This is a genomic window from Flagellimonas sp. MMG031 (assembly GCF_040112705.1).
Taxonomy (GTDB): domain Bacteria; phylum Bacteroidota; class Bacteroidia; order Flavobacteriales; family Flavobacteriaceae; genus Flagellimonas.
This window is the reverse complement of record NZ_CP157804.1, coordinates 611986-629863: the sequence shown is the minus strand read 5'-3', so window position 1 is coordinate 629863 and position 17878 is coordinate 611986. Positions and strand designations below refer to the sequence as shown.

General features: G+C 44.8%; 4 protein-coding genes and 1 tRNA gene. All 5 read left to right on the top strand.

What is annotated here, in order from left to right; genetic code table 11:
• The first annotated feature begins 4 nt into the window (after positions 1-4).
• The 5 genes from ABNE31_RS02735 to ABNE31_RS02715 all read left to right on the top strand — a co-directional run bounded on the left by ABNE31_RS02735 (position 5) and on the right by ABNE31_RS02715 (position 17850).
• Positions 5-2080, top strand: coding sequence for a PorP/SprF family type IX secretion system membrane protein (locus tag ABNE31_RS02735; protein ID WP_349352284.1), 2076 nt, complete (start codon positions 5-7; stop codon positions 2078-2080).
• A gap of 2 nt (positions 2081-2082) precedes the next feature.
• Positions 2083-16332 (top strand): T9SS type B sorting domain-containing protein, encoded by a 14250-nt coding sequence (locus tag ABNE31_RS02730; RefSeq protein WP_349352283.1) that lies wholly within the window; start codon positions 2083-2085, stop codon positions 16330-16332.
• A gap of 24 nt (positions 16333-16356) precedes the next feature.
• A complete protein-coding gene (locus tag ABNE31_RS02725; RefSeq protein WP_179383224.1) occupies positions 16357-17316 on the top strand; it encodes a type IX secretion system membrane protein PorP/SprF in 960 nt (319 codons plus the stop codon).
• Between the two features lie 45 nt (positions 17317-17361).
• The gene (folB, locus tag ABNE31_RS02720) at positions 17362-17718 is read left to right on the top strand and encodes a dihydroneopterin aldolase (RefSeq protein ID WP_179383223.1); all 357 of its coding nucleotides are present in this window, start codon (positions 17362-17364) and stop codon (positions 17716-17718) included.
• A gap of 61 nt (positions 17719-17779) precedes the next feature.
• Positions 17780-17850 (top strand) — tRNA-Cys (locus tag ABNE31_RS02715).
• Positions 17851-17878 lie beyond the last annotated feature (28 nt).

Below are 17878 nucleotides of genomic sequence, written 5' to 3'. Positions count from 1 at the left end.
AGCAATGCAGACCAAAAAACCTCTACTCTTACTTGCCTTCTTGCTACTTGCCCTTTCCGGAATCCGCGGACAAGAGGAAGAAGCCTATGTACCCTATAACGTACCATCACAGAACCTTTTGAAGTTCAATAGGTTCTTGCTCAACCCTACCTTTTCTACGGTAAGGGAAGACAAATCGTACATTAACCTATTTCACAGAAACCAGTCGGTATCTTTTGATGACAATAACCAAGTGTACTTCTTGAGCTATAGTGGTAGGGTGAGCGATAGAAGTGGTGTTGGTCTTAGTTTGTTCACTAACCGAGAAGGTCTCTTCAATAACTTCGGTGTTCACGCCAACTACGCCTATGGTGTTCGCTTGAGCCCAAAAAGCACCTTCACCTTTGGTGCCAACGTAAGCTATTACCAAAGTGCCTTTAATCAAGATAGGGTAAATTCTGTTGAGGTTGACCCGCTATTGAACACCTTGGAAAGCAGTTCTTTGGTGAGCTTTCAACCTGGGTTCAACTTCTCCATTGGTAAGTTTGATATTGGAGGGTTTGCAGAAAACTTGTTCGACTACAACCTAAAAACCAGTGAGTCTGTCACTGATTTCAATGAAAAGACCTATTCTGGTCACTTGCAATATACCCATCAGTTTGAAAATGGAACAGGAATCATGGAAAAGGCTCGTTTGATGCCCTTGGCCCGGGTTCGTAAAGTAGGAGAAGAAAATATCACTCTTGGTGGTAACCTTATTCTTGACCTCCCAAAATTGGGGTGGGTACAAGCAGGTTACGACGATTTTTACGGAGCTTCCGCAGGACTTGGTTTTAACCTTACCAAGAACATCTCTTTGGGATATACCGTTGAGAAAGGATTGTCCAACCAATTTGAAAACTTTGGGGTAACCCATGAAATCTCCTTGGCATACTCCTTTACGCCTAACCTCACCGAGGATAGAGTTATGTTGGAAAAAGAAGGCGAAGAACTGGTTTCCAATGAGGAAGATGTTCCACAAGATAGCTTGAGCATTACCGATAAAGATTTGGAAATCGCCCGCCTGCAGGACAAATTGGCTGAAAACGATGCCATTTTGGACGAATTGCTGATGCGCCAGGATTCGATTGAAACTACTCGAAAAAAAGACCTTGAACGACGCTTCGAAACCGTTATGAAAATGGTTCAGCGGGAAACACGCGGTCAAAATCCTGCATTGGAACAAAGGGCTAAAGAGGTCTACTTTGCCGATATGGACAGCGCGGACATTGTTACCCGCAAAACACAGCCTTTTGCCAACCATGGGCTATCCAACAGCACGGCCACCAAAAAGGTGATCAAAATCAACGAAACCAAAGCGAATACCGGCGATGCCTATGCTTCCAATACCTCCTCAAAAAAGGACAACACCTATAGGTCGGTAAAAAGCAAGAAGACAACTGGGTTCAAATCCCATGCTGTTCCCAATGTGGAAAGCGGTCACTATTTGATTGCCAATGTGTTCAGGGATACCAACAACCTCAACGCATTTATTGAAAAACTTCGTGCCCAGGGCATTGAAGCCGATTACTTCCAAAACCCGAAGAATGGTCTCAACTACGTATACATCGGGGACTTTAACAACAAGACTGAAGCTCTGGAAGCCTATCGTACCAAGATGAACGGTACCTACCAAGGCGATGCTTGGGTGATGAACGTGAACAATGGCGGTTCGCCCATTGCGGGCTACGACGGAACTTTGGCCGCAAAGTCCAAGTACAACAACAATGTGCTTTCCAAAAACGTAGCAAACAATACCCTAGCAAAAGGCAACAAGCATGTAGTGCTCCAAACACAATCCGGAGACGGATTGCCAGAGGGCTATTACATTATTGCCAATGTTTTTGACAATTCGGCCAGTGCCAAAGCCTTTGTTAAAGAATTAAATTCCAAAGGATTGCACGCGAGCTACTTCGTAAGTCCCGCCGACAAAAACAGGTACGTGTACTTAAAAAAGCACGAAACCTGGAACAATGCTTTGACCTCTTATTACACCAAACTAAACGCTTCGTATGATGACGATATGTGGATCATGCGCATCAAACCAAACACTAATAGCTAACCATGACCAAAGTCTTATTCAAATCCATTGTTTGCCTACTGGGCATAGGGCTTCTTAGCTCTGCACTTCATGCTCAAGTGGAGGTGCCTTTTACCCCAAGGTTGGACAATTCCTATATTAACATTAAGGGAGATTATACCTTTTTGGCCAACTCCATTATAAATAGAGTGGATGGTAGCAATACGGCCAACGACCCCTATAATGGCAATAACAACAACAACGGTTTTCATAGGGATTATATTGATATTGATGGAGACCCAACAACCTTTAGTTCCAGCAGTTCTACCTTAACCTTGCCAGATTGCTCCAGAATCTACTGGGCCGGACTGTACTGGTCGGCCAATTACCAACAAGAGGTGCTGAACAACAGCCAGATCTCAAGCCTTCCTGCGAACGATTCAAGAAGACTGGATTTTAGAGAAATCAAATTCAAGGTCCCTGGCGGAAGTTACATTGATATTGTAGCCGATAACAACCCTGACCCCGTAGGAGAGGAAGATACCGTAATCCATGATGATGTCAACTTCAAGGACTCCCCTTATACCTGTTTTGCCAACGTTACGAACCAGCTTCAAGCCTTGGCCAATCCTGCTGGGGAATACACGGTGGCCAATGTTAGGGCTACTAGAGGTAGAAGTGTTGGCGGCGCTGGTGGTTGGACTTTGGTCGTAATCTACGAGAACCCTACGCTTTCCGGTAAATACATCTCCGTTTTTGACGGATATGCCGGTGTTTCCGGTACTTCAAGTGCAGATATCAATGTGTCTGGATTCAATACAATTCCATCCGGACCGGTAAGGGCCCGTTTGGGGGCAAGTGTCGTAGAGGGAGATAGAAGCATCACTGGTGATGCGTTCCGAATCCAAACTCCAATGAACCCCGGTTTTACCAACCTATCCAATGGTTCCAACCCTGCGAATAACTTCTTTAATTCAAACATTACCATTGATGGTGCAGATGTTACCAACAGGAACATATATGCGACAAACACCCTTGGCTACGATGCGGATATTTTTGAAATCAACAACCCATCCAACAGCATTATAGACAATGGCGAAACCGATGCCACCTTGCGTCTTTACACACAAGGGGATGGCTATGGCGCTTTTTTGGTGACCTTTGGTATCGAAGTAATCGAACCTAACATTGTCCTTGAAAAAACAGTCGAGGACATTGGAGGAAACGATATTACCGGAGCCGGGGTAAATCTTGGTCAAACCTTGGATTATGTGCTTTCTTTCCAAAATACAGGGAACGACGATGCCACCAATTATACCATTAGGGACATACTACCCGTTAATGTTAGTTTGGACGAATCTTCCATCACAATGCCAGCAGGTGTTACCTATACCTACGACGCTGCCACTAGGGAAGTGATGTTCAGTATTCCTGATAACCTTATTGAGATTGGCGACCCTATTTCACAAATAAGAATGCGGGTACAAGTGGCCCAGAACTGTTTCGACTTTATTGATGCCTGTACCGATGTCATCCAAAACTTGGCATATTCCACCTATCAGGGAATTATAAATCCGAACCAAATCACGGACGACCCAAGCGTTTATGACTTTGATGATTGTGGTTTTGGTACTCCCGGAGCCACCAACTTTCTATTGGACGATCTAAGTGCCTGTAATTTTACCAGAACCGTACAATTATGTGGTGAAGACGTACTTCTTGATGCCGGGGACAACTTTGACAACTACATTTGGTACCGCGATGAAAATGGGAACAATACCATTGATGTTGGTACAGACACTGTAATCACAGATGGGGATGCGGACAACGACCCGAGTACCCTTTTGGTAAGTGAAATCGGAACATATCTTGTGGACAAACAAGTGGCCGATCCGTGTAAGGATTTCCAAGAAATCATTGTTGTGGAACTGTTTGGATCTGTACAGTCCAACCCGATAACTGCTTTGATCAACGACACCTCAAACACCATTGATGGTGACATTGAAATATGCCCCAACGATGGTAGCGAGCTTCCCGAGATTTTCCTTTGTGGATTGAATGACACGGAGCTTATCCAAATCAATATTCCCGATGCCACGAGCATTGTTTGGGAGCAATTGGACGAAGCCAGCTGTGGTGCTTCCGTAGATGGTTGTGCAAACACCAATACAGGATGTACCTGGAACACCGTGGACACTGGAAACGACTTTTTGGCCGAAAACACAGGCCAATATCGAATGGTCATCAACTATCAAAATGGCTGTTTTAGTCGATTCTATTTCAATATTTATAAAAACCCGCTAGACCCCCAGTACACATCCAGCGACATTATTTGTGACACCCCCGGTAACATTACCGTGACCAATATACCGTTGACCTATGAGTTCCAACTTGTAAACCAGGCCACGGGTAATATTGTTGTGCCCTATCAGTCTAGCCCAAGTTTTACAATTCAAAACAACGGCGCCTACATGGTAGAGATGAGACAACAAGGCGTAACAGATGGTTGTGTTTTTGTGTTGGACAATATTGGTATACTGGACAGGGATTTCCAAGTGGATGTGGTTCCTCAGGACACGGACTGTAACGGTCTGGGCGAAATCGCAATCTCTGTACTTAATGTAGAAGCGCAGTATTACTATGAAATATCCCAGGGAGGAACCGTAGTCGATACCCACGGGCCAACCAACGATAACAATTACACCTTCGAAAACCTTAACGATGGTATCTATGACGTAACCGTTACCACAGATGATAATTGTGATTACACGGAACAAGTAACCATACAAGATCTTACAGACCTAGAACTTACCGCCAGGATTTCCCAGCATATTACATGTAGGGAAGGAAACATCCAAATGGAATCAACAGGGGGTAAAACACCACATACCTACGCTATTTGGTCCTTTGTGGATGAAGGTGGGGTTACCCAGATTTCTTATCCAACAGTAAACGACGTTCCTGCTTCAGCCTATCAAACCAGTCAAATATTTGACATCTACGATCCAGGAGACTACACCTTTATTGTCGTTGACAGGAATAATTGTTACGACATTTCGAATACCGTGACTATTGAATTTAGGCCAGCAGCAGAATTTAACGCGACTACCGTTACCGATGTGGTTTGTTATGGTGACGCTACTGGGGGGATTACTTTTAATTTGGTCAGTTCTAACGGATATCAACTTACATACTACTTGTTCGACGCCACCGGCTTCGACGAAGACAATTACGACTATGCCAATGCGTTGGCCACAAACACTTCTGGGAATTTCCCAGGATTGACTGATGGGGATTATGTGGTGGTCATTAACCAACGTAAAGGTAGTGCCTCATGTGATTATTTTGAGTATTCCACTATCTCAGCTCCATCCTTTGCTTTGGATGCCGATGCTGTATTAACCCAGGATTACACCTGTTTACAAGATGGAATTATCGATGTTCAAAATGTAACAGGAGGGACCGCTCCTTATGAGTACAGTATTGATGGCGTTACTTTTGGAAGTGCTTCAACGTTCAACAACTTTACGGATGGAACCTATACAGTAACCGTTCGTGATGCCGTTGGTTGTGTCTTTACAGCTACTCCTATCACAATCGATCCGCTAGATCCACCAACGGATATCGATTTTGCGGCCACCAATCCACTTTGTCCAACCTTTACTTCCGATGTAACCCTAACCGTAACCGGAGGCGAGCCCAGTTTGATATACGAAATCATCTCTCCTGTGGGAAGTGCCGTAAACAATGGCAACAATAATACCTTCACAGGTTTGACCCCGGGAACTTACCTTTTCCGTGTAACGGACAACGCAGGATGTACTTATGATGAAAGCCACACCATTGCCCCTGTCACTGAAATCTCCGTTACTGGTCAGCTGATTAGCAACATCACCTGTTTGGGTGATAGCGATGGTGAAATCCAATATACTGTTAACAACTTCAATACGGATTATGATTACACAGTAACAGGTCCTGCCAACTTTTCTGGAGCAGGGGAGACCAGCGGAACCATTTCATTGAACGGATTGGCCGAAGGAACCTATACCATTACCGTAACCGATAACTTTACCAACTGTACCGACACAGCCAACTTAACCGTAGCTGCTCCTACAGCGGCCATTACAGCACCGGTTACCATTACACAGCCCACCTGTTTGGCCAATGGCTCCGTTTCCATTGCCGCTGCTGGAGGATGGGGAAGCTATACGTATGAAATTACTGCAGGTCCAGCAGGCTATACCCTTCCTGCACCACAGACCAACGGTCTTTTTGCTGGTTTGAACATTGGCGGCACCTACACCTTTACTGTTACCGACGCCAACGGATGCGTATATACCGATGACTTTGTCATTAATGAAGCAGTAGCACCCGCTTTGGACATTGTTCCAAATGATATTTGCTATGATGATGCTACAGGTCTTACCCTAACGGCCAATGTAATCTCTGGAGGGGATGGAAATTATGAATACAGCCTTAACGGAGGTCCATTTGTAACCAGCAATGTATTTACCGGCTTGGGCCCTGGAACCCATACCATCGATGTAAGGGACGGAAATGACTGTACCGACTCGGAAACTATTACCATAGACCCCGAGCTGAGCGTAGTGGCTTCCGCTCCAAACATTACTGCATGTGCTACAGATACAGATATAACCATCACCGCTGCCGGTGGTGACGGCAACTACGTGTATGCCGTGGTGGCCAATGGGGCCACTCCAACAACTGGAGATTTTTCAACTACAAATCCTGTTACCGTTACAAGTGCTGGAGACTACGATGTATATGTACGCGACAATGGTGGAGCTTCAGGCTATTGTGAGGCAAATTATGATATCACCATTGCCCAAGATCCCCCATTGACCATTAATGTGACCAATACAGATATTCTTTGTAGTGGGGAAGCACAAGCTCAAATTACTATTGCGGCGTCTGGTGGAGAGGGACCGTATACGTACAGTATCAACAATGGGTCTACCTATCAAACCTCGAACACTTTTGTAAATCTTCCCGCGGGAAGCTACAATATCCGTGTAAGGGATGCCAACAACTGTGAAGTAACCGAAATCTATACGATAAACGAGCCTCTAACGCTATCTGCATCCGCCGCAGTTACAGCATTGGCCGAATGTTACCCCGGTATGGGTGCAGAGGTACGGATAACCAACGCAATTGGGGGCACAGCTCCCTACGAATACAGCTTTGATGGCGGTTCCAATTATGGCGCAAGTGCTATCGGCTACCTATTGCCCGGAACCCATACCCTTTACATTAGGGATGCCAATTTGTGTACCTATCCAATGACGGTTACCATTGACCCGGAACCAACCCCTCCTACGGCAACACCGGCCATAGATTATGAGTGTGATGGAGAAGGAACGATTACCGTAACAACAAGTAGTACGGATTTTGATTATACCTATGAAATCAACGGAACCCCAAATACACCGAACACTTCCAACGTGTTCAGCAATGTGCCCGTTGGAAACCACACCATAACGGTTAACTATACCAGCAACATAGCTCCTTCCCCAAGTATTCTACTTACCGAAAACTTTGGAACGGGACCCAACACCAGTATTCCCGAAGTGGACCCGGCATACTGCTACGAGCCACAAAACGGAACCGTAAATTCTTGTGGATGGGCAATTAATAACAGAATCCAAGACGGGGAATACTCTGTGACGCAAAACATCGTGAACCCTTACGGTTCGTGGTTGAGTCCAAATGACCACTCAGGTTTGCCCAATGGTCGCTTCTTGGCCATGAACGTTGGTGGTGCAGTAGGGCCCAATGGTATTATCTATGCCAAAAGAGGCATTGAGGTAGTTCCCAACAGGGACATTACCATTTCACTTTGGGCATTTAATCTATTGAGAAACGGAACTGGTGGAGCCGACCCAGATATTGACATTCAGTTGGTAGATGGCGGCGGAACCGTAATTGCCAGTACAACCACAGGAAACGTTCCCAAAAACAATGGGGCCAACGATTGGCAGAATTACTCCGTGACCCTTAACCCGGGAGGAAACACCAATTTGGATATCGTAATTCGTACCAATTCGGCAGTAACCGGAGGAAATGATATTGCAATAGATGACATTGAAGCCTTCCAAACCCCAGAAGTGTGTACGGAATCGTTGACCATTAATGTAAATGTGGAAGACGGACGTGCCTTTGACGGTGCGATTACGGCATTTACCGACCTGACTTGTAATGGAGCTGCCGATGGCACCATCACTTTTGAAGCGGAAAACTTTGACCCTGCAGCCGGATTTACCTATCAAGTGGATGGCGGTGCTGTTTCAGCGGCGCAATTTGCCAGTCCTATAACCGTAAACGGTTTATCCGCAGGAGCACATACCATCGAAATTGTTGACTTGAGAGACCCTGCTTGTTCAGTGGTGCTTAATCAGACCTTATCACAACCAGATGTGGTTGACGTTACTGCTTCGGTTACCACCCAACTCACTTGTACCAATGGCGGTGCAACCATAACGGCAACAGCGATCGGTGGAACACCAGTATATCAATATCAATTGGAAGATAACTTAGGTGCTATACTTACTCCTTATCAATCATCCAATGTATTTACCGGCTTAACCGATGGTGACTATGTACTTAGAGTAAGAGACACCAATGCTTGTGAGGATACAACACCTATTACGGTAGATCCTTTTGAAATTCTTGCTTTTGATGCAACCCCAACAGCATGTTATAGCGGAAATAACGACGGTAGTATTCAGGTGGATGTTACCGCTGGAAATGGCAATTATCAGTTTAGCTTGAACGGCGGAGCGTGGATCACACCATCCCCTTCAACAGCTACCACCTACACATTCAATAATCTGGTGGCCGGAACCTATACCGTAGATGTGCGCGACCAATACGGTTGTTCGTTGCAACAACCAGTGACCATAGTGGACGCCTTGGTAGCATCAGTAGATGTGGTCGATGTATCAACTTGTGCAGACGGCAGTATTACTGTTACAGCTTCTGGTGGAAGCCCAACATTGGAATACGCTTTTGTTCCAACAACTACGAACCCAACAGGTTCTTTCTCCACATCGAACGTATTTACTGTTACTGCAGGAAACGAAGGGACATTTGATGTGTACGTCAGAGATAATTCCGCTACGGCACCCTACTGTGAATTTATGGAAACCGTAACGGTTGATCCTGCGGTTCCATTGACCATGACAAATACTCCGAACGATCCCGATTGTTATAATGGGACTGGAAATATTCTGGTAGATATCACTTCTGGAATTGCTCCATATACCATCGAAATTATTGATTTGGACAATGGCGGGGCTTCCAGCCAAACCAACACCAATGTTTTGGCCTCTAGCAGAACCTACTATAACCTAATGCCCGGCAACTATACTATCAATGTAACCGATGCATCAGGATGTATTATTACCGATACCCAAACCATTAACAACCCAGACGAACTAACAGCTGTGGTAAGTGGAATTACGCCTGCCACCTGTACCGGATTGGCAAGTGATTTTGGTTTTGGTTTCTCCAGTTACCCTACAACTTTGGGAACCATTGAATTTAGTGATGATGGGGGGGCTACTTGGATTGGTGACAATTCCGTACCCGGTGTAACCGATCAATTGACTGGTTATAACTCCGGTGATACCGTTTACCCATCCATGAGGACTGTGGACGGTTCCGGTAATACTATCTGTCAAACAGACCTGCCGCCTTTCATTATTCCTTATCCTTTGGATGATTTGGATATAACCATTTCGGCATTGGTTGTAAACTGTAACGAGCTTCAAGTTACCGTACAGGGATCAGAGGGTGCTCCAGGATATGAGTATGCTTATTCTGATGACCCGGCCAATTTTGATCCAGCTACTGCTTCTTGGAATCCCGGTGGAAGTGTGGACAATCTGGGTAATCCAGTTACCGCTGGTCATGGTATGTACCAATGGACCGGATTGGTTCCTGGTAGAACCTATGTGTTCTATGTAAGGGATAGCGGAGGATGTGTTAGACAAAGTAACGTGAACGTTAATGATCTGATTACTGTTCCCTTGGAAATCACATCTACATCCACACCAAGTTGTGCTGGATTAAATAATGGAACCATTACTTACACGGTAACAGATAACCAAGCGCCTTTTGAGTCGCAGTTTAGATGGAACTTCTATGATATGAGCTCTGGTTCGCCTGTACTGGTTACCAATAGTGGTGGAATAGTTCCTTATTCTTCTCCCCAAGATATTACCTTAACAGGCCTTCCTGCTGGAAACTATTACATCGAAGTCATTGAAGTTGATGGCGGAGGTGTTGATAGTTGTGTGGGAGCAACAGAAAACCTATTGCTGGAAGAACTTGATCCATTGTCTGGAACACCTGTTGTGCTGCAAGACATTAGTTGTAATGCTCCAGGCCTTATCCAAATCCAAAACCCATTGGGCGGTGGTGGAATATACACCTACACCGTAACGGGCCCTGCCGGCTTTACAACCATAACCTCAACATCCGATAATCCAATCGAGATTCCAGCTAACTCACCTGCTGGAAACTACGATATTACAATGGAAGATCAGTTCGGCTGTGGAGTGAACCTAGGATCTGTTCCTTTAACATTGACTCCGAACCCAACTATTGACAGTGTACTTATTGATAGTTGTTCCATTCCTATTACAGTAACTATCAATGCAACTACCACAGCTCCTCAAGTATTCTATTCATTGGATGGAGGAGCAACCTATTTGGACAATGGTGGGATATTTACCAATGTGTCGCCCGGAACCTATAACGTAGCCATCATGGATAGCAATGGATGTACGGATACTGATGTAATCGATGTATATCCTCCATTGGAGTTCACGGCTATCCAGACTGTTGCTTTGGATTGTGAGCCAGGTACTGCGGCTAATGCGGAGATTGAAATCGAGGTAATCTCAGGTTCTGGTAACTATGAATATGTAATTGATGGACCTGGTGCCAACGATCAAGTTAGAGCGGTGCTACCGTCCAATCCATTTACATGGACAGACGCTGCCGCTGCCGGAAACTATGAAGTTATTGTATTTGATATGGGAACAGCACCACCAAACTGTTCTCAGACCATTACAATTGATGTTCCGGACGCGCCACTCCCTGATTTTACGGAAACACACGTAGATGTGAGCTGTTTTGGAGGAAATGATGGAAGCATTACCTTGACAGCCGTTGATAACGGTATACTACCATTGAACTATACCCTTGTACCAATGCCTGTCGGCGCTGTCCTGAACGGAAATACCTTTGAAAACCTACCTGCAGGAACCTATGATGTGCGAGCAGTGGGAACGAATAGCTGTCCTTTTGAGATTAATGGTATAGTAATCAACGAACCTGCTCCTATCTCTGTTCCTGCTCCTACAGTAGTTGAATTTGCATGTACCGCAGGTAACAATAGGAACAACGCTACTATCACTGTGGATGCATCATCCATAACCGGTGGAAGTGGAAACTATGTGCGCTATGAATTTATCAACAACGCAGGTTCCGTAGTAGTGCAATCCGGAAGCAATCCTGTGTATACCTCAACCGACATCAACGGAGGAAACTATACCATCAATGTATACGATTCCAATGGTTGTTTGGGGACCACAACAGCTGTAATCGCTCCATTCGATCGTTTGGACTCGGCAACGGTAACCGTAGATGCAGTGGCCACTTGTGTCACCGGAGAGGATATCACCATTACAGCAATTGGTTCCATCACAGATTCCAATACACATCCTGCAAACTACGAGTTTAGGGAATTGCCTTCTGGTGCTTTCCAGGCTTCGGGAAGTTTCACTGGATTGAGTGTTGGCACTCACAATTTTGAAGTTAGAAATACAGTAACAGGATGTATCATTACCGTATCCCACGAAGTGGCCGATCCAGAGGTGTTGGATTTAAACATCGTAAACACCACGGATATCACCTGTTTTGGTGATACCAATGGTACCGTTGAATTAAATTTGGTAGACAGCTCCTCTGTTACCTATGCCGGTGCAACTAGCTATACACTTTATTACGATACCAATAACACGCCTACAGATACTTCTGATGATACTGTGACAACAGGTTCCGATGCTGATGGCAGCTTTACCATCACAGGATTGGCAGCTGGTACATATTTCATTGAAGTAACCGACACCAATCCTCCTGGATCAGCATGTTTGTATAGTGAATCGTTCACGATTGCAGGCCCCGCTGCCGCCATTACTGGAGCTACTGTAGTTACTGATATTACATGTCTTGGTAACGATGGAGCTGTACAGATTACCAACGTTGCCGGTGGATGGGGTGGATACTCCTACTATGTAGGAATTACTTCACCAACTGGCCCGGGAGATTATGTGGCCAGCCCAAATTTCACTGGATTGAATGCAGGTACCTACGAAGCTTGGGTCATCGATTCCAGTGGCTGCGAGCAATTGGTGGACACCGCTGTGCTGACAGATCCAACTCCAATTACAGCAACTTTACAGATCAATGTGGAAAACTGTACCAACCTACAAGGAGAAATCCAAGTGGTTGGAACCGCTGGTGGCCAAGGAAGTAACTACACCTATCAATTGATCAGAAATGGATCAAATGTAGGTTCTCCACAAACCAGTACTATTTTCTCTGGTCTTGGTGCCGGTTCTTACGAAGTACTTGTAGCCGATCAGTGGTCTTGTACCACAACGGTTGGGCCCGTAGTGCTTACAGATGCCATGACAGCAACCACCACTGTGGATAAACCCATCGACTGTACCTTGAACCCAGGAGGTGAAATCACTGTGAATGTATCGGGAGGTTCTTCCAACCTAACATTTGATGTGGTCTACCCAGATGGAATAACTACCGATTCCAATATCACAGGGGTATTCACTGGACTAACCCAGCCAGGGGTATACACCTTTACGGTAACCGACAACAACACAGCAACACCTTGTACGTACGTCGTTACACAAGAGCTTGATGATAAAGTTGACCCGGTCATTGACAATGTTTTGGTAGATGATGTCAACTGTTTTGGAGGTTCCGATGGAAGTTTGACCGTGGTACTAGATCCGGCAACCGTAGTAGATCCTGTATACACTTATGAGCTTTACGAAATGTCCGATTTGGTAAATCCATACCGATTTGCGCAATCAAGTCCAGTTTTTGATAACCTTCCAGCCGGTGATTACCGAATAAGGGTAATATCATCTAGGGAATGTGATGACACTTTCGATGCTACCGTAGGCGAACCATCTGTTCTAAACGCAAACGCAACGGCAACACCATTTGTTTGTTCACCAAGCAACTCGGTTAATGAATCGACCATCACCGTTGTGGCCGCAGGTGGAACCGCTCCGTACGCGTACAGTTTCAATGGAAACAGTTTTACATCCAATGATACGTTTGACATTGTGGATAATGGAACTGCCCAAACCATCAACTATGTGGTGCGAGATGCCAATGGTTGTGAATATCCTGATAGTATTATCGTTCAGCCATTGAATACATTTACCTTGGGTATCAATCAAGATGTGGCTATCACTTGTGCAAATCCAGAAACGGTAACATTGACCGTTACGGAAAGTATTGGTGGAGATACCTATACATTTGAACTGTTGCCTGTTGGAAATCCTTTTGGATCAATGACAGCTTCAACAACTACAACAGCTACCTTTGATTTGACCCAACCCGGTAGTTATACCTTTAGGGCCACCAATGACACCACTGGATGCTATGTAGAAACTACGCATACAATTGCACCATACGATACCATTGATGTAGTGGCTACGGCAACATCACCTGCTATCTGTTTTGGTGATGCAGGAACTATCGAAATCAACGTTTCAGGCTACGTTGGAACGTACGACTATGAAGTATTCCAAGCAAATGGAACAACAACAGGGGTTACCGGAAGTGGCAATACAACTACCAATCCATTCCAGATTCCAGATCCAACCGCTGCCTTGGTCGGTGGAAACTATTATGTGGAAGTCGTGGGGACCAATGCCCCTTTCTGTCCGGCAGTATCAGGTACAATAACCATTGTTTCCCCAAGTTCTGCACTGGATTACACCCCACAAGAAGTGGCCAATGTAACCTGTACCAATGATCAAGGTGAAATTTTAATAGCCCCAACAGGAGGTTACGCACCTTATGATATTGTTTTGACCAATACTACCACATCCCAAGTGTATACCATGAACAATGTAGCCAGCTATGTGTTCACAGGTTTATCTGCAGGAGATTATACGGTAAGCGTTACGGATAACGGAGGTTGTACTGAAGATAGGACGATTCCATTAATAGAACCAACTCCTATTACTGCGGACATTGATGCTGCTCCAATAGATTTATTGTGCTACGGTGCAGAAAGTGCATCCGTATGGGCACATAATGTTGCCGGTGGAAGTGGTTCTTACGTATATCAGTTAAACTATTACGATGCAACAGGCGCCAATATCGTTTTCACCACAGGTGAACAGAGTAGCAATACCTTTAACGGATTGGGTGCAGGTATTTACAGTATCACGGTATCCGATGGATGGAATTGCGGTATAGAAACTCCTCAAGTTACCATTACGGAACCTACCGAGGTAATGGCCAGCCTTATTGAAGTGAGTGCCATGACCTGTAACAATAATGCAGAGATCATGTTGAACGCCGTAGGAGGAACTGCTCCTTATTTCTACAGTACTGATGGTATCAACTTTACAGCAATGAGCGGTGGTGATACCCATACGTTCAATGTAGGTCCGGGAGCGTATCAATATTACGTAAGGGATGCCAATGGTTGTGATGCTTTGATTTCCAACCAAGTTACTGTTGACGCGGTTCCACCACTTACGTTGAACATTGACGATTCTGCTGCGATGATCAATTGTATGGGAGAGGCATCTGCGACCATCACGGCCCAAGCCACAGGTGGACTCGGTAACTACAGCTACGAATTGTTCGGAGATGCAGCTTTGACCAACTTGATCAATGGTCCACAACCCAGCGGAACCTTTGGTGGTTTGATGGCAGGTGATTACTATGTAAGGGTTACCAGTGACGATTGTGTTGAGGTATCTCCAGTGATTACCATTGTAGACCCCGAACCATTGGTAGTGCAGAGAGAAGAATTTACAAATATTACTTGCTCAGGAGAGAACGACGGTACCATTACTGTTGAAGTGTCGGGGGGAACAGGTGAAATCCTATACGCTATTTCACCTAATCTAGATCAGTTTGATACGATGAACACCTTTACTGATCTAGAACCCGGCATCTATGATGTTATCGCACAGGATGTGAACGGATGTTTCATCACGTTCCAGTTTGAAATTACACAACCCGATCCTGTAGTGGCCGAAGCTATCAACATTATGGATGAGGTCTGTTTTGAAAGTGGTGATGGCTCCTTCGAACTACAGGTTTCTGGAGGTACAGCACCCTATGAAACAAGTTTAAATTCCACTGCGGATTCCAACTTTGTACAAGATCAGTTCTTGTTCCAAAACGTACCAGCCGGAACACATGTGGTGTTTGTAAGGGATGCCCAAGGTTGTGAAACAAACGTAATTGTGGAAATAAACCCCGGAGTTAACCTTGCCGCTACAGTTACGCCAATGTATGAATGTACCGGTAATGTCCCAGATAATTATTTGGACATTGTAATGGAAGATGAATCCATTGCCAACGATTTGATGTACGCCTTGGATTCCACCGATCCTGCAGATATGCAGTTGGAAGCCAACTTTACCAACATGGCACCTGGAGACCATTACATTACCATTGCACATTCGAATGGATGTATGACAACCTACGACTTTACCATCGATTCCTTTGAACCTTTGACATTGACGTTGGAAAACAACACCATCAACCAGATTACGGCCGTGGCCGAAGGTGGTGTGGAAGATTATACATTCTATTTCAATGGAGTGGACAATGGAAGTGACAACACCTATTTTATCAATAGGACAGATACCTACACGGTAACCGTTGTAGATGAAAATGGTTGTGAGGCCACGGCAGAAATCTTTATGGAGTTCATAGATGTAGAATTCCCGAATTTCTTCACCCCAGATGGTGACGGTCGCAACGATTTATGGCTGCCAGACAACATTGAGGGCTTCCCCGACGTACTAATCAAGATTTACGATCGTTATGGTAGAGTAGTGGAAGTAATGGCCCGAAATGTTAAGGGCTGGGATGGAAATTATGATGGCAAACCATTGCCAACTGGTGACTACTGGTACGTTGTTCAATTACAAGGTGAACAGGATAACAGAGAATTTGTAGGGCATTTTACCCTATACCGATAATAACGCTTAACCTACTTTAACCCCATGTTCAAAAAAGTATACGCAACCATCTTATTTGTTCTGTTGGCATGCTTTGCCAAAGCACAAGAGTTGACTGTACCCCAACTATCCCAGTATATTGCGGACAATCCCTTTTTGATGTCCCCAACCTATGCGGGAATAGGTGACCATATCAAGGTAAGGCTCAATGGCCTTACCCAATGGGTGGGTATCGAAGATGCACCGGATACCCAAACCTTGGCCGCAGATGCACGGATCGGAAACAGGTCGGGAGTAGGCATGTTATTGTACAATGATAGTAATGGTTTCACCCGGCAACGGGGAGCCAGAGTGTCCTTTGCCCACCATTTAACCTTGGATAGGTATGACGATATCTTCCTTTCCTTTGGAATCTCTTATAACTTCAACCAATTTCGAATCGACGTTGAGCAGTTTGAGGAGCGTAATGGACAGCTTCCCGCTGATGATAAAGCCACTACCAACCATAATTTTGATTTGGGTGTACTCTATCGTTACGATAAATTCTTTTTCAGTCTAAATGCAGGCAACGTTTTAAATAAAGACCTGACCAATTTTAATACGGATGTCATTACCATTGAGCCCAATAAGCTGAGAAACTATTATGTGTACTCGGGTTATAGCTTTTCCAAAAGCAAGAACAGCAAATTGGAAATAGAGCCTTCCGTATTCTTTCAATGGTTTGAAAGTGATGGGCGTTCCGTAACCGATCTGAACACCAAATTCCGGTTCCGTGATTTTGAGGACTATTATTATTTAGGGGTAACCTATCGTTTTTTGAACGATCAGTTAGGTAAGCCACTCTACATTGCACCCATTGCAGGATTTAAAAAGAGTAACTTCTATTTTGGCTATTCCTATCAGGTCATCACCAACGAAATTTTGGGCTACAGCACGGGAACGCATGTATTGACCGTTGGTATGGATCTGTTCCAAGGAATAAGTAACTGTAGATGTATGTACTAAATTCTACTCATTTCCCGTACTTTTGCCCTTTCTTAATTAAAGGCTTTGGGAAAAATTAGGTTAAAAAACGTTCGAATACATTCCAACCACGGATGCTTGAAGGAAGAAATGCTCATTGGGAGCGATTACAGGGTAGATTTGGAGATTTCCGCTGATCTATCCCAACCAGCCAATTCCGACCAGCTCAGTGAAACCGTGGATTATGTACACTTGAACAACATTATAAAAGAAGAGATGACGGTGCGTTCCAACCTTTTGGAACATGTGGCCAAACGCATCATTGATCGCATATTTAAAGAAATCAAGGAAGTAACGGAGGTCGAGGTAGAAGTAGCCAAGATCAATCCACCCATTGGTGGCGATGTGGAAAGTGTATCCGTAAAACTAAGTTCCAGCCGATAAGTTTATTTAAAGGAATACTGGACAAAAATTCGCAAAATATTTTTAGCTTTGCGATCCAATTGGCATCGTGGCCGAGTGGCTAGGCAGAGCTCTGCAAAAGCTTGTACAGCGGTTCGAATCCGCTCGATGCCTCAAAACCCAGTACAATGTGCTGGGTTTT

Excerpts from the sequence above, each read along its gene's own strand:
- ABNE31_RS02730 (WP_349352283.1), top strand. The coding sequence starts at position 2,083 with ATGACCAAAGTCTTATTCAAATCCATTGTTTGCCTACTGGGCATAGGG.
- ABNE31_RS02725 (WP_179383224.1), top strand. The coding sequence starts at position 16,357 with ATGTTCAAAAAAGTATACGCAACCATCTTATTTGTTCTGTTGGCATGC.
- ABNE31_RS02735 (WP_349352284.1), top strand. The coding sequence starts at position 5 with ATGCAGACCAAAAAACCTCTACTCTTACTTGCCTTCTTGCTACTTGCC.